Genomic DNA, 14,113 nt, shown 5'->3' on the forward strand with positions numbered 1-14,113 from the left:
TCACCGGGTGTTGGGTGAGGACTGGAGCCGGCGGGCCGGTCAGAAGAGTCGGCGAATGACCTCGATCGTGCGAGCCAGGTGGGTTTCGTTGCGGTCGGCGCGGTGGGCTACGGCCAGTTCGATCGACGCCGCCGGGCGGATCAGGGGCCGGTAGACGACGCCGTCGAGCGCGAGCGCGGTCACCGGCTCGGGCACGACCGCGACTCCGAGGCCGCCGGCGACGAGGGTGATGAGCGTCGAGGTCTCCCCGACCTCGTGCCGGATGTGCGGCTCGACGCCCGCGTCTCGCAGGAGACCGAGCACGACATCGTGCATCACCGAGTGACGGTCCGCCGAGTGCACGATCAGGTCGAGGCCGGCGAGGTCGGCGGCGCGCACCCGGGTCTTCGCCGCGAGTGGGCGCTCGGCCGGGAGTGCCACTACGAGGCGGTCCCGGCGCAGGGTGTGGACGGTGAGCGAGAGGTCGGCCGCGGGCGGGCGCAGCAGGGCCACGTCGATCGCGCCGCTGCGCAGCGCTTCCACCTGATCCGGAGCGAGCATCTCCCCACGGAACGAGAAGTCGATGCCGGGCAGTTCGGTGGCGAGGTGACGCGACAGCGTTGGCAGCAGGCTGTACGTCACCGAGCCGACGCAACCGAGGGTGAGGTGACCGACCGCACCGGCGGCGACCCGGCGGGCGTGGTGGGCAGCCTCGTCGACCTCGGCGAGGATCGCCCGTACCCGGTCGAGGTAGGCGCGGCCGGCGTCGGTGAGGTCGACCCGACGTGTGGTGCGGTGGAACAGAGCGATGCCGAGCTCGCCCTCAAGCTGCCGGATCGCCTGCGAGAGCGGCGGCTGTGCCATGTGGAGCCGCTGGGCCGCACGTCCGAAATGGCGCTCCTCCGCGACGGCGACGAAGTAACGGAGCTGGCGCAGATCCATAGTTTTAGAGTTTCAATCGACGTCGATATTGATACTTCACAGTATCGGGGGTGCCGTCTAGCGTCGAGTCATGAACAGTGCATACCTCTACGCCGCCACACGGACACCGTTCGGCAAGTTCAACGGCGCGCTGGCCGGCGTCCGGCCCGACGATCTGGCCGCTGCCGCGATCAGCGGTGTGCTCGCGCAGGCGCCGTCGCTGGATCCCGCCGCGATCGACGAGGTTGCCTGGGGCAACGCCAACGGCGCCGGCGAGGAGAACCGCAACGTCGGCCGGATGGCCGCGCTGCTGGCCGGTCTGCCGACCAGCGTGCCCGGCTCGACGATCAACCGGCTCTGCGGCTCCAGCCTGGACGCGGCGATGACCGGCTCTCGCACCATCGAGGCGGGTGACGCCGATGTCGTTCTCGTGGGCGGTGTCGAGTCGATGACGCGGGCGCCGTGGGTGCTGCCCAAGCCGTCGCGGGCCTTCCCTGCGGGCGACGTCACCGCGGTGTCGACGACACTGGGCTGGCGGCTGGTCAACCCGCGGATGCCGAAGGAATGGACCGTCTCGCTGGGAGAGTGCAACGAGCAGCTCCAGGAGCGCTTCGGCATCTCTCGCGAGCGCCAGGACGAGTTCGCCGTCCGCTCTCACCGCCTCGCGCACCAGGCGTGGGAGGACGGCTTCTACGACGCACTGGTCACCCCGGTCGGCGACCTGGTCCGCGACGAGGGCATCCGCCCGGACTCGAGCACCGAGAAGCTCGCCCAGCTCAAGCCGTCGTTCAGGCCGGACGGCACCATCACCGCGGGCAACGCCTCCCCACTCTCCGACGGCGGCTCCGCGGTGATCCTCGGCACTGAGGCAGCGGCAGCGACCATTGGCCGCGACCCGATCGGCCGGATCGCGGGCAGAGGCGCGATGGCGCTGGACCCGCGGGAATTCGGCTACGCACCGGTTGAGGCCGCGGGTCGAGCGCTCGCCCGCGCCGGGATCACCTGGGACCAGGTCGGCGCGGTCGAGCTCAACGAGGCATTCGCGGTCCAGTCACTTGCCTGCGTCGACGCCTGGCTGAAGGAAGGTCTGCGCGAGCCTGGGATCGTCAACCAGCGCGGCGGGGCCATCGCGATCGGGCACCCGCTGGGCGCCTCCGGTGGCCGGATCCTCGGGACCCTCGCCGCGGTCCTGAGGGAACGCCGCGAGCGGTACGGCGTGGCCGCGATCTGCATCGGCGTCGGCCAGGGGCTGGCCGTCGTACTGGAGAACCTGGAGGTGTCGAAGTGAGCCGCACCGCCGTGCTGGATTCGACCGACGAGGCCGTCGCCGGGGTCGAGGACGGTTCCACCGTCCTGGTCGGCGGCTTCGGTCTGGCCGGGATGCCGTTCGACCTCATCGACGCCCTCATCCGGCAGGGCGCGAAGGACCTCACGATCGTCTCCAACAACGCTGGAAACGGCGATGTCGGACTTGCGGCGCTGCTCGCGGCCGGCCGGGTCCGCAAGGTGCTGTGCTCCTTCCCGCGGCAGGTCGACTCCTACGTCTTCGACGCTCTCTACCGCGAGGGGAAGATCGAGCTGGAGGTGGTGCCCCAGGGCAACCTCGCCGAGCGGATGCGGGCCGCCGGTGCCGGGATCGGCGCGTTCTACTGCCCGACCGCGGTCGGCACCCCGCTCGCCGAGGGCAAGGAGGTGCGCACCATCGGCGGACGCGACTACCTGCTGGAGTATCCGATCAAGGGCGACTACGCCCTCATCTCCGCGCACCGGGCCGACCCGATGGGCAACCTCGTCTACCGCAAGACCGCCCGCAACTTCGGCCCGGTGATGGCGAGCGCCGCCACCACCACGATCGTCCAGGTCGACGAAGTCGTCCCGCTCGGCGAGCTCGACCCGGAGGCGGTCGTCACGCCATCCGTGTACGTCGACCGCATCGTGCCGGTCAAGTCCCGCCATTACACCGTCCAGGGAGCACGATGACTACCGACTCCACCGCCTCGAGCCGCCCGGCGTTTATGGCCGAGGCGCCGATCAGCGCGGACCATCCGCTCAGCATGGACGAGGTGGCCGCGGTGATCGCACGGGACATCCCGGCCGGCGCGTTCGTCAACCTCGGCATCGGCCAGCCCACCAAGATCGCCGACCATCTGCCCGAGGAACTCGGCGTCGTCCTCCACACCGAGAACGGCATGCTCGGCATGGGGCCGAAGGCCGAGGGCGCCCAGATCGACCCCGATCTCACCAACGCGGGCAAGGTTCCAGTCACCGAGCTTGCGGGGGCGGCGTATTTCCACCACGCCGACTCCTTCGCCATGATGCGGGGCGGCCACCTCGACGTCTGCGTGCTCGGCGCCTACCAGGTCTCCGAGCGCGGTGATCTGGCCAACTGGCACACCGGCAAGCCCGGCGACATCCCCGCTGTCGGCGGTGCGATGGACCTCGCCATCGGAGCCAGGGACGTCTACGTGATGATGACGCTCTTCACGAAGTCCGGTGCGCCCAAACTGGTCCGGCACTGCACCTACCCGCTCACCGGCGTCGGCTGCGTCAGCCGGGTCTACACCGAGGTCGCCGCCTTCGACGTGCGGCCCGGCGGTGTCCACGTGCTGCAGACCTACGGCATCACCCTCAACGAGCTGCGCTCACGCCTCGACGTCGAGCTGCTCTGACCTCCTTTGGCCCGCATCTGAGCCAACCGGGATTCGGTCTCGCTCCGCAGGAGGGACTGATGCAGCGCGAGACGACCACCGGTGCCGACCAGCCCTGAGAGGAGCGGCGTTGCCGGCAGGGGAGCCGCTGGCCGCGCTCGCCACGGGCAACGCGGACGGCACCGTGCTCACGAACATCACCTGCAACGGGGGGCCCTTCCGCTCGTCGGGGTGAGGTCAAGGGCAACAGCGTCGGCCCGTCTCCGAGCGCTTCGGAGACGGGCCGACGCCAATAGGGCGATCAGCGCGCCGTATAGCCGCCGTCTATCGGCAGGTTCACGCCCGTCACCCAGCTCGCTTCGTCCGAAGCCAGGTAGAGGACCCCGTAGGCGACATCGATCGGACGACCCAGGCGACGCAGCGACTGATTGCTCGTCATGTACTCCTCATAGGCCGGCAGGCCACCGGGGAACTCAGCCGCGATGCCCTCGACCAGCGGGGTAAGGACCGTGCTCGGGTGTACCGAGTTCACGCGGATGTCGTACTTGCCGTAGCTGGCCGCGTCCTGCTTGGTCTGCATCGAGACCGCGCCCTTGGCCACGTGGTACGCCGTGAACTCGTCGTTCCCGATCATTCCGTAGATGGATGAGTAGTTGACGATGCTGCCCTTGCCCCGCTCGATCATGTGCGGAACAGCATGCTTGGTGCAGAAGAAGACGCCCTTCACATCGACGGCGAACAGAGCGTCCCACTCGGCCTCGGTGAGCTCGTGGGTCGGCTTGTCGACGCCGATGATGCCGGCGCAGTTGACGAGGATGTCGAGACCGCCGAACTCCGCTGCCGCCGCGTCGATCACCGATTTCGCCTCGGTCTCCCGGGCGACGTTCAGGCGCCAGAACTCCGCGATCCCGCCTGCCGCGAGGATCCCCGCCACGACCTCCTTGCCCTTGACCTCGTCCAGGTCGGTGACCGCGACCTTGGCGCCCTCGGCCGCGAACAGCTCCGCGGTCGCTCGGCCCATGCCCATCGCGGCCCCGGTGATCAGGGCGACCTTGTCCTCCAGCCGTCCCATACCGATTTCCCTTTCCCTGTCGAGTTCTCAGGCCTTGGCCGACTGGTCGGCCAGGAAGGAGCGGTAGCCGTCCTCCTCAGCCTCACGGCAGAACTGCTGGTACACCTGTCCGCCTCCCATGTAGACCTGGAACTCCTCCGGCTTGCCGGGGAGGTTGTCGCCCAGGAACCACGCCTTGGCCTTCTTGCCCTCGGAGTACATGACGGTGGCCTTGCCGGCCCGCTCGGTCTCCTCCATCCACCAGGCCTCCGACTCGGGGGTGGCCTCAAGGAATGGAACGTCGTTCTCACGTGCCCATGCGATGGCCCTCTGGAGCCACTGGGCACCGAGCTGGATCGGGACCGGCAGATTCGAGTACGGCGTCTGCGGGCCGAGGGACATGAAGAAGTTCGGGAACCCGTTGGCGTTGATGCCGAGGTTCGACTTGAGGCCGTCGGCGAGCCACTTCTCGCGCAGCGTGCGGCCACCGCGACCCACGATGTCGATGTTGGTCAGGGTCCCGGTCATGGCGTCGAAGCCGGTGGCGAAAATCAGCACATCGAGCTCGTACTCGGTGTCGCCGACCACCACGCCGCGCTCGGAGATCCGGCTGATCGGCTGCGAGGCGACGTCGACGAGGTGCACGTTCGGCTGGTTGAACGCCGCGTAGTAGTTGTGGCCGGTCGGGACACGCTTGCCATTGAAGGAGTAAGTGGTCGGCGAGAGAAGGTCCGCGACGTCCTGGTCCTCGACGATCTCGTGGATCTTCTTGCGGATGAACTCCGAGGCGAGCTCGCTGGCCTCATGGTTGGTCGCCAGGTCGGTGAAACACTCGTTGGCGAAGTGGAATCCGCCCTCGTTCCACTTGCTCTCGAAGATCCGGTCGCGCTCCTCGGCGGAAACGTCGAGGGCGCTGTGCTCGGCCGGTTCCATCGCGACGCCGAAGGGGTGGTTCGCCGCCTTCTCGTAGATCTCGTCGTAGTGGTCACGCAGGTAGGCCATGTCCTGCTCGGTCACCGGGTCGTTCGTGGTCTCGACAATGAAGTTCGGCGTGCGCTGGAAGACGTGGAAGTCGCCGGCGACCTTGGCGATCTCAGGCACCATCTGGATGCCGGAGGCACCCAGCCCGATGAGGCCGACCCGCTTGCCGGTCAGGTCCGCCCCGCCGCGGGGCCACATCGAGGAGTGGTACTTCTCGCCCTGGAAGGTGTCGATGCCGTCAATGGCAGGGAAGATCGCCTGCGAGAGGACGCCCATGCCGGAGACGAGGTAGGTCGTGGTCAGGGTGGTGCCGTCACCGAGGTGGACGGTCCACGTATTCGCGTCCTCGTCGTAGACGGCCTTGTCCACGCGGGTGGACAGGCGGATGTCCTTGCGCAGGTCGAGCCGGTCGGCGACGAAATTGAGGTACGTCAGGACCTCCGCGCCGGCCGGGTAGCGCTCGGTCCAGGACCACTCGTCGCGGACCTCCTTGGAGAAGGAGAAGGAGTAGTAGCTGTACTCGCTGTCGGTGCGGACGCCGGGGTAGCGGTTGACCCACCAAGTGCCGCCGACGCCGTCCTCGCCGTCGACCACGAGCGTCGAAAGACCGATCTCGCGCAGGTGGTGGAGCATCGCCAGGCCGGAGAAGCCGGCGCCGATGACGATGGCGTCGTAGTCAGGCTTGCTGGTCATGTATGTGTCGGTCCTTTCACCGAGTGATGACACATGGGCACTCAGAGAGGAGCGCGCAATAGGAAAGGTGGATGAGACGCGGTCAGAACTCTGGCCAGGGCGCCGGTACGGTGCCGGTCAGGACCGGTACCAGGCGGCCATGGAGGCGATCTCCTCGTCGGCGCGCGCGAGGCGTCCGGCCTGGAACGGGAAGACGTGCTGCATGCCCTTGCCGATGGAGAACGTCACGTCGACGCCGGCGCTCTCGGCCAGGTCGACCAGGCGCTCGGAGTCCTCGAAGAGGGATTCGGTGTCGGCCGCACAGACGTAGAGCCGCGGGAAGCCCTCATAGGTGGCGTAGAGCGGGTTGACGTACGGGTCCGTCGGGTCCGCGCCGCCTGAGAGGTACCGGGCGATGTTCCCGGCGAGGCCTTCGCGCGTGATCAGGAAGTCGGTGTCGTTGTTGGTCTCGATCGTGGCACCGCTGTTCTCCATGTTCAGCCACGGCGACATCGTCAGGACACGTCCGGGCAGCGGGCGGCCGTCGCGGCGCAGCGTGAGTGTCATCGCGACCGCGAGGTTTCCACCGGCGCTGTCGCCGACGAAGCACACGTCGTCGGCCTTGATGCCCTTGTCCAGGAGGGCCTGGTAGACAGCGAGGCCGTCCTCGATCTGCGCCGGGAACGGGAACTCCGGCGCGAGCCGGAAGTCGAGAACGAACGCATGCGTTCCGCAGGCCCTGGCCAGGTGCCCGGCGAGCTTGCGGTGGCTGGCGGAGGAGCCGAGCGCGAACCCTCCGCCGTGCATGACCACCATTACCTGAGAGGGATCCGCGTCGAGGGGGGTCACGAGGACGCCCGGCACGCCACCGAGGGCGGTCGTGGCGTAGGTGACACCTTCGGGCTCCGCGGTCGCGCGCTGCCAGTCCTCGAAGACCCAGCGCATCAGCTGGAGCGACATCTCCGGGTTGGCCTCGAACTCCACGCTCCACTCGGCGTAGATCTCCCCAAGCGGGTCTGAAGGACGGGGAAGGGGCATGGGTGCTCCTCAACGTCATCGTTGGTGGTACTGGCTGTTTCTCGGGCCGACAGACGGCCGGCCCGGCCAGTCGAGGATCACCACGCCCAGGCGTCGAAGGCGGACGCTGTCACAAAATGAGACACCGCCGTCTCACAGTGACTCGCGTCACACGGTCCTGCTCGCGACAGCCTTCTGCCGGGGCCCTCACCGCGCCCGTTTCCCTCACCCAGGCGATCACGTCACTCCGAGCACGCCGGCGATCCCGCCTTCGAGTCTGGCCAAGCGCTCCGCTCTCACGGCTCGGCGCCTGCGCACACCTGGTGCTCTCGGGCCACCGAGGTCCTTCACCGCTCTCGACGAGGAGATTCCATGCACATCAAGAAGCGGGCCGTCGCAGCGACCAGCGTCGCCGCCGCCATGGCCATGGCGCTCAGCGCCTGCGGGGGTCTGTCCACCAGCTCCACCGGCTCCGGTGGCTCCGGTGGCTCTGGCACCTCCGTCGGCTCCGGCGGCCCGTGGCCGACCGTGAAGGTGGGCGGCGTCGGCGTGCAGGCCGACATCCCGGACATCAGCAAGTTCTGCGGCACCAAGCCGATCAAGGTCGGCTACGCCGACGGCAACAACAACAACACCTGGCGCAAGGCCACGATCGCGCTCTTCAAGGCCCAGGCGGCCAAGTGCAAGAACATCACCCAGGTCGTGGTGACCGACGCCCAGAACAACACCCAGAAGGCGATCTCGGACATCAACTCGATGGTCGCCCAGGGCGTCAAGGTGATCGTCACCTTCGGCGACGCCGGACAGGCCCTCCTGCCGACCATCCAGAAGGCGACCGCGGCCGGCGTGGCGGTCGTCCCGATCGTCTCCAGCATCGGCGGCACACCGGGCAAGGACTACGTCGACTTCGTCTCCGAGAACGTCGAGACGTACGGCAAGAACCTCGCCGACTGGACCGTCAAGGCGATGCACGGCAAAGGGAACCTGATCATGCTGGGCGGTGTCGCCGGCAGCGCCTACTCCCAGACCGTCTACGAGGGCGTCAAGAAGGCGGTCGCGGAGCATCCCGACGTCCACCTCCTCAACGCGGACGGGTACGTCGCCACCGACTGGGACGTCAGCAAGACGCAGCAGGTCGTGGCCGGTCTCATCACGAAGTACGGCAAGATCGACGGCATCGTCTCCGACTTCGGCGGCGGTTCGGTCGGCGGTATCCGCGCGTTCATCGCCGCGAACAAGCCGCTGCCGGTCTGGTCGGCCAATGACTCCAACGAGTTCGCGTCGCTCTGGTACCAGTACCACAAGCAGTACCCGAGCTATCAGATCGCGACCGAGTCGTCCCGCAACTGGGTTGTCGAGGCTGCTCTCAACAAGGGTCTTGCGGCCTACAACGGCATCACCGACACCGAGCCCTCGACGTACAACCTGGAGATCATCGAGGACTCGACCAACCCGAAGATGATGCCGAAGTACGACAAGTCGCTGCCCGCTGACGCGATTCTCTCTTCCGGCCTGACCACCGAGCAGATCAGGGCTCTCTACAAGTAGTCCGCGTAGCAGCCCAGTCGGCTGTGAGGCCGTCGCAATTCCCAGCGGGCGCCCGGGCCTTCACGACTTTCCGTCACGGCCCGGGCAGCTGGCCTCATCGCTTTTCGAGGGCGATTTCCCGCCCGAATCCCCTTTCCTGCCGCAACTCAACAACGCAGCCACGTACGGATATCCGAGGAGCACCCATGAATCGACTCGACGGTAAGGTCGGCATTGTCACCGGCGCCTCGCGAGGCATCGGCCACGCGATCGTCGACGCCATGGCGGCCGAGGGCGCGGCCGTCATCGCGACCAGCCGCGCGGCCGCCGACGACTCATTCGGCGCAGGCGTCACGTATGCGTCCCTCGACGTGGCCAGCGAAGCCGACTGGCAGCGTGTAATCACCGGGGTCATCGACCGCCACGGGCGCGTCGACTTCCTCGTCAACAACGCCGGCATCATCGCCTATGAAACCGTTCACGAACTCACCAGTGAGGAGTGGAACCGGGTTGTCGCGGTCAACCAGACCGGCACCTGGCTCGGGATGCGCGAGGTGATCCCACAGATGATCACCCAGGGCGGCGGCAGCATCATCAACGTCTCCTCGATCTGGGGCAGCGCCGCTGTCGCCGGTGCGCACGCCTACCACGCGACCAAGGGCGCGGTGCGCAACATGTCGAAGAGCGCCGCCGTCAGCTACGCCAAGGAATGCGTCCGCGTGAATTCGGTTCATCCCGGTTTCATCTGGACCCCCCTGACCGAGGCTCAGGCCCCTGAGGTGAACGACTACGTCATCTCCCAGACCCCGATGGGTCGCGCCGGACGACCGGAGGAGATCGCTGCCGGAGTCGTCTTCCTCGCCTCCGACGAAGCCAGCTTCGTGACCGGTTCCGAGCTCGTCATCGACGGCGGCTACCTCGCCCAGTAAGGGGCCCGTCTACGGGCCGAGGCGCCGGCCCGACCACTCGGGTCCGCGCCCCTCAATCTTCCAGGAGTCCGACGTGACCAACTTCGGCAGCAACCGGCCTGAGACTCAGGTCCGGCCACCGCAGCAGGGTGCGAGCCCCGGCCCCTCCCAGTCCCACCACGCGGCAAGTCAGGCGGCAGGGCAAGTCGCATCAGTGCTCTCCATGCAGGGCATCGGGAAGTCCTTCCCGGGCGTGCGCGCGCTGGACGAGGTGAGCTTCGACGTCCGCCCGGGCGAAGTCCACGCCCTGGTCGGCGAGAACGGCGCCGGCAAGTCCACGCTGATGGCGGTGGCCTCGGGCGCATTGGCGGCGGATGACGGCACCGTCCTCATCGGCGGCGTCCAGCTCACGCATGCGCAACCCGAGCAGGCGCGCAGCCTCGGCCTCGGTATCGTGCACCAGCATCCCGCGCTTCTTCCGGACCTGACGGTGGCGGAGAACATGGCGCTCGGCGTCGGGTACAAGCGCGTCGGCGGACTTCGCCGCGCGGCCGCCTGGGCCCGCGAGACCCTCGCGCCGTGGGAGATGGAGATCGACCCGCGCGCCCGCGTCGCCGATCTGTCGATGGAGAAGCGGTTCATCATCGAGATCGCCAAGGCGCTCGCGCTGAATCCGAAGGTTCTGATCCTCGACGAGCCCACCGAGCATCTCAACGCCGACGAAGTACAACGTCTGTTCACGAAGGTCCGCGAGACCGTCGCGACCGGCGCCGGTGTCGTCTATATCTCGCACCGCATCCCTGAGGTCAAACAGATCGCCGACCGGATCACCGTCCTTCGCGACGGCCAGACCCGCGGAACCTTCGACGCCGAGGCCGTCACCGAGGAGCAGATCGTCGAGCGCGTCGTGGGCCGCAAACTGGAAACGGTCTTCCCCGCCAAGGAACCCGTACCCGTGAGCGCGGCCGCGCGACTCGTCGTGACCGAGCTCTCCGGCCACGGCTTCGACGACATCTCTCTGACCGTCCGCTCCGGCGAGATCGTCGGCCTGGCCGGGGTTCAGGGCAATGGCCAGGCCGAGCTCGTCCGTGCCCTGGCCGGCCTGGTCTCGACGTCGGGCGAGATCGTCGTCGACGGACAGAAGGTCCGCGGCTCGAACGCGGTGGCAGCGAACGCCGGTGTCGTCTACGTGCCTGCCGACCGGCACGGCGAAGGTGTTTTCCTGCCGCTCGGCGTCAGCGAGAACATCGTGGCGCGCACCCTGCACAAGGTCTCACGCTTCGGCCTGGTCAGCGACGTGCAGACGCAGTCCACCTCGAAGGACCAGATCCGCAACCTCGCGATCAAGACCCCGACCCCCGATACGCCGATCAGCTCCCTGTCGGGAGGCAACCAGCAAAAGGCCGTCATGGCCCGCACGCTGCTCGCGGCACCGAAGGTCCTCGTGGTGGAGGAGCCCACTCAGGGTGTCGACGCCGGTGCACGCGTCGATCTGTACAAAATCCTGCGCGCCGCAGCTGATGACGGTGCCGCCGTCATCGTGCTCTCCTCCGACAACGTCGAGCTGGAGGGCCTGTGCCACCGCGTGCTGATCATGTCGCGCGGAAGTGTCGTAGAGGAGCTCACCGGTGAGGAGATCACCGAAGCGGCCATCGCTCACGCCGCACTGACCTCGACGAGCGTGCGCGGCCACGAGAAGACCCGACCGGCAAAACGTCGCCGACTGCGCGCCTGGCTGGCCGGCGACCAGGCCCCCGCGGCAGTGATCGCCCTGATCGTGGTGCTCCTCGGTCTCGGGACCGGGCTGCACAACGGCGACTACTTCGGCCAGCTCAACCTCAACAACCTCCTGCTCATGCTCGCGCCCCTGTTGCTGGTCGGTGCCGCGCAGCAGGTCGTCGTCATGGGAGCCGGGTTCGACCTGTCGGTCGGCCCCCTCATGGGCTTCCTGGTCGTGATCGCGTCGTACTGGATCGTCGACGGCGGAAACCTGGTCCTCGGGCTGATCCTCATGGCCCTCGGCGCGCTCGCGGTAGGCGTGATCAACGGCGTCATGGTGACCTGGTTCCGCATCAACCCGGTCGTCGCGACCCTCGCGGTCTACATGGCCCTCCAGGGCATCTACCTGTCCCTGCGGGACACGCCGGGCGGCACGATCTTCCCGTCGGTGGCCGCCGACATCCAGGCCCACTTCGGTGCGGTTCCGCTGGTGACCATCATCGCGGTGCTCCTCGTCCTGCTTCTTGAGCTGGCCCTGCGCCGCACCAGATGGGGCGTCGAGCTGCGGGCTCTGGGGTCCGAGCCGGACGCCGCGGAGCGTCTCGGGGTGAAGATCCGGCTGATCCAGTTCACCTCGTACGTGATCTGCTCGGCTCTGGTCCTGCCCGCCGGCATCATCCTGATGGCCCAGATCGGTATCGGTGACGGCCGTCCCGGTCTCGCCTACACCCTCAACTCGGTGACCGTGGTCGTGCTTGCGGGAGCGAGCATCTTCGGTGGCCGCGGTTCGTTCATCGGGATCATCGCCGCCGCTCTCCTCGCTCAGCAGCTGGTCAATGTCTCCCCGTTTCTCAACCTCTCCCCTGCCTGGGGCTACTGGCTCCCGGGCCTCATCACGATCGGCGCCGCGGTGCTGTACGCGCAACTGCGCCGTACTCGCCGGACGGGAGCACAGGCATGACCACCCCCCGACGCACCAACGCCTCCCGCCGCACCCCGAGTCATGACGGGAACGCCATAGACAACTTCGACGCGGGCGCCACCTGGCGCCGCCTCCTGTCGGGCAGCTGGGTGGGGATCGTGGTCGCCACGATCATCCTCTTCGCCCTCAGCCCCGCCATCGCACAGGGCAGCCTGGGCTCGGCCCCTCTGCTGAGCATGCTGCCTTTCGCCGCCGTGCTCGCCATGGCGGCCGCCGGGCAGACCCTCGTCGTGCAGCAACGCGGCCTCGACCTGTCGGTGCCGGGCATGATCGCGCTCGCCGCGGCCCTCTGCACCTGCATGGTCCAGTCCCACGGCTGGTCGGCGTGGCTCGCCGTCACCATCGCCGTCATCGCCCCCGCTCTCGTCGGCCTGGTCAACGGAGTCCTGGTCGCGGTCGCCCGCGTCATGCCGCTGGTCGTGACGCTCGGCATGAACGCGGTCCTGCTGGGCACCGTCCTGGCGATCTCCGGCGGCTCGCCGGCCACAGCGCCAGGCGGCCTGAGCCGGTTCTCCGTCGACCGGACCTTCGGTATCCCGAACACGTTCATCATCGCGGTCGTCATGCTCGCGGTGGGCGGCATCATCACCAAGCGTTCAGCGGTCGGGCGCCGGTTGACCTACATCGGGGTCAGCATGCCCACCGCCTCGGCTCTGGGCATCCGTGTCACCCTCTACCAGGTCGTCGCCTACGGGTTCGCGGGCCTCGCCTACGGCGCCGCCGGCGTTCTCCTAGCCGGCTACACCCGGACTCCCGGGCTGTTCATCGGGGACAGCTACGTCCTTCCGACCGTCGCGGCTGTAGTGCTGGGCGGCACCGCCATGACCGGCGGTCTCGCGAGCATCGTGGCCAGCGGCGTCGGGGCGCTGTTCCTGACACAGCTCGGTCAGCTGCTGCGCTCGCTGGGCTGGAACGACGCTCAGCAACTCATCGCGCAGGCAGCGGTCCTCGCCGCGGTGGTCCTCCTGCGCCAGGCCGCCCCCGCTCTTCGCGGGCTGGGCCAGCGCCGACGCCGACGGGCGTTGCCCACGGCCGGATGACGACCGAGCCCCAGGTATGCATAGCGTGGTCCGCGAGCAGAGTTCCCGGACCACCCTGTGCATACCTGGGGCTGCCAGCTGCTGCGCGTTTCGTTATCGAATCTCAGTTTTCCTCAACTTCTGTTGCAGTTCGGGGTGTTGTCGGTGGCGGCCGGTAGGGTGAACCGGTGATCGTTTCGCGTGCCTGTGGGAGGGAGGGTTCAGGGTGAAGAAGTTCCGGCCGCAGTCGGGTTTCGTGGTGCAGGCGTACCGGTTTGCGCTGGATCCGAACGCCGTCCAGGAGGCGGCGTTGCGTTCGCACTGTGGTGCTGCCCGGGCTGCCTATAACTGGGCGGTGGGCTGGGTGACCGCGTCGTGGTGGCAGCGCGCGGCGGAGGAGTCGTACGACATCGGCGAGGCCGGGCTGACGGCGTGGCGTCCGTGGTCGCTGCCGTCGCTGCGGAAGGCGTTCAACGAGGCCAAGCGCGCCGACCGGCGGTTCGCCGACTGGTGGGAGGAGAACTCCAAGGAGGCCTGCAACACCGGTCTGGCGAACGCGGCGGCTGCGTTCGACAACTGCAGTAGGTCGAAGATACGGACGCCGTAAGGGCAAGCGGATGGGGGCGCCCCGGTTCAAGGTGAAGCGGAAGGCCCGTCTTACGTGCCGTTTCACGACCGGCACGATCCGC

At 68.0% G+C, this 14,113-nt stretch carries 12 protein-coding genes; 8 read left to right on the top strand and 4 right to left on the bottom strand.

The features are described 5' to 3' along the window. Window positions 1-39: 39 nt before the first annotated feature. Window positions 40-921, bottom strand: coding sequence for a LysR family transcriptional regulator (locus tag ACFYX0_RS36630; protein WP_388977276.1), 882 nt, complete (start codon window positions 919-921; stop codon window positions 40-42). A gap of 70 nt (window positions 922-991) precedes the next feature. On the opposite strand from ACFYX0_RS36630, the gene ACFYX0_RS36635 reads away from it, so the two are divergent. From ACFYX0_RS36635 to ACFYX0_RS36645, 3 genes are read left to right on the top strand one after another with little or no spacing between them, the layout of a single operon-like run. Then, a complete protein-coding gene (locus tag ACFYX0_RS36635) occupies window positions 992-2,188 on the top strand; it encodes a thiolase family protein (RefSeq protein WP_388977279.1) in 1,197 nt (398 codons plus the stop codon). Then, window positions 2,185-2,880, top strand: coding sequence for a 3-oxoacid CoA-transferase subunit A (locus ACFYX0_RS36640; protein ID WP_388977282.1), 696 nt, complete (start codon window positions 2,185-2,187; stop codon window positions 2,878-2,880). The genes ACFYX0_RS36635 and ACFYX0_RS36640 overlap by 4 nt, the downstream gene beginning before the upstream one ends. Then, window positions 2,877-3,569 carry a 3-oxoacid CoA-transferase subunit B gene (locus ACFYX0_RS36645; RefSeq protein WP_388977285.1) on the top strand — a complete coding sequence of 231 codons (693 nt, stop codon included), beginning with the start codon at window positions 2,877-2,879 and terminating at the stop codon, window positions 3,567-3,569. The genes ACFYX0_RS36640 and ACFYX0_RS36645 overlap by 4 nt, the downstream gene beginning before the upstream one ends. A 280-nt stretch (window positions 3,570-3,849) precedes the next feature. Here the strand turns inward: ACFYX0_RS36645 and ACFYX0_RS36650 are convergent, their stop codons facing one another. The 3 genes from ACFYX0_RS36650 to ACFYX0_RS36660 form a co-directional block, all read right to left on the bottom strand. Continuing rightward, window positions 3,850-4,620: an SDR family NAD(P)-dependent oxidoreductase gene (locus ACFYX0_RS36650; protein WP_388977288.1), complete on the bottom strand. Its 771-nt coding sequence runs from the start codon at window positions 4,618-4,620 to the stop codon at window positions 3,850-3,852. A 27-nt stretch (window positions 4,621-4,647) separates the two neighbouring features. Then, complete coding sequence (locus tag ACFYX0_RS36655) at window positions 4,648-6,273, bottom strand: flavin-containing monooxygenase (RefSeq protein WP_388977291.1); 1,626 nt, start codon at window positions 6,271-6,273, stop codon at window positions 4,648-4,650. A gap of 117 nt (window positions 6,274-6,390) precedes the next feature. Beyond that, entirely contained in the window at window positions 6,391-7,290 is a 900-nt protein-coding gene (locus tag ACFYX0_RS36660; protein WP_388977293.1) for an alpha/beta hydrolase, read from the bottom strand. A gap of 351 nt (window positions 7,291-7,641) precedes the next feature. Here ACFYX0_RS36660 and ACFYX0_RS36665 point away from each other — a divergent pair, with 351 nt between their 5' ends. The 5 genes from ACFYX0_RS36665 (at window position 7,642) to ACFYX0_RS36685 (ending at window position 14,031) form a co-directional block, all read left to right on the top strand. Continuing rightward, window positions 7,642-8,817: a substrate-binding domain-containing protein gene (locus ACFYX0_RS36665; protein WP_388977295.1), complete on the top strand. Its 1,176-nt coding sequence runs from the start codon at window positions 7,642-7,644 to the stop codon at window positions 8,815-8,817. 185 nt (window positions 8,818-9,002) lie between these two features. After that, complete coding sequence (locus ACFYX0_RS36670) at window positions 9,003-9,725, top strand: SDR family NAD(P)-dependent oxidoreductase (protein ID WP_388977298.1); 723 nt, start codon at window positions 9,003-9,005, stop codon at window positions 9,723-9,725. Between the two features lie 202 nt (window positions 9,726-9,927). Continuing rightward, entirely contained in the window at window positions 9,928-12,384 is a 2,457-nt protein-coding gene (locus ACFYX0_RS36675; RefSeq protein ID WP_388977300.1) for an ATP-binding cassette domain-containing protein, read from the top strand. Further along, entirely contained in the window at window positions 12,381-13,445 is a 1,065-nt protein-coding gene (locus tag ACFYX0_RS36680) for an ABC transporter permease (protein WP_388977303.1), read from the top strand. Before ACFYX0_RS36675 ends, ACFYX0_RS36680 begins: the two co-directional genes overlap by 4 nt. A 205-nt stretch (window positions 13,446-13,650) precedes the next feature. Beyond that, window positions 13,651-14,031, top strand: a complete 381-nt coding sequence (locus tag ACFYX0_RS36685; RefSeq protein WP_388977306.1) for a helix-turn-helix domain-containing protein — start codon at window positions 13,651-13,653, stop codon at window positions 14,029-14,031. The last annotated feature ends 82 nt before the right edge of the window (window positions 14,032-14,113 follow it).

It is taken from the genome of Streptomyces sp. NPDC002573 (genome assembly GCF_042889625.1).
Lineage (GTDB): Bacteria > Actinomycetota > Actinomycetes > Streptomycetales > Streptomycetaceae > Streptomyces > Streptomyces gibsoniae.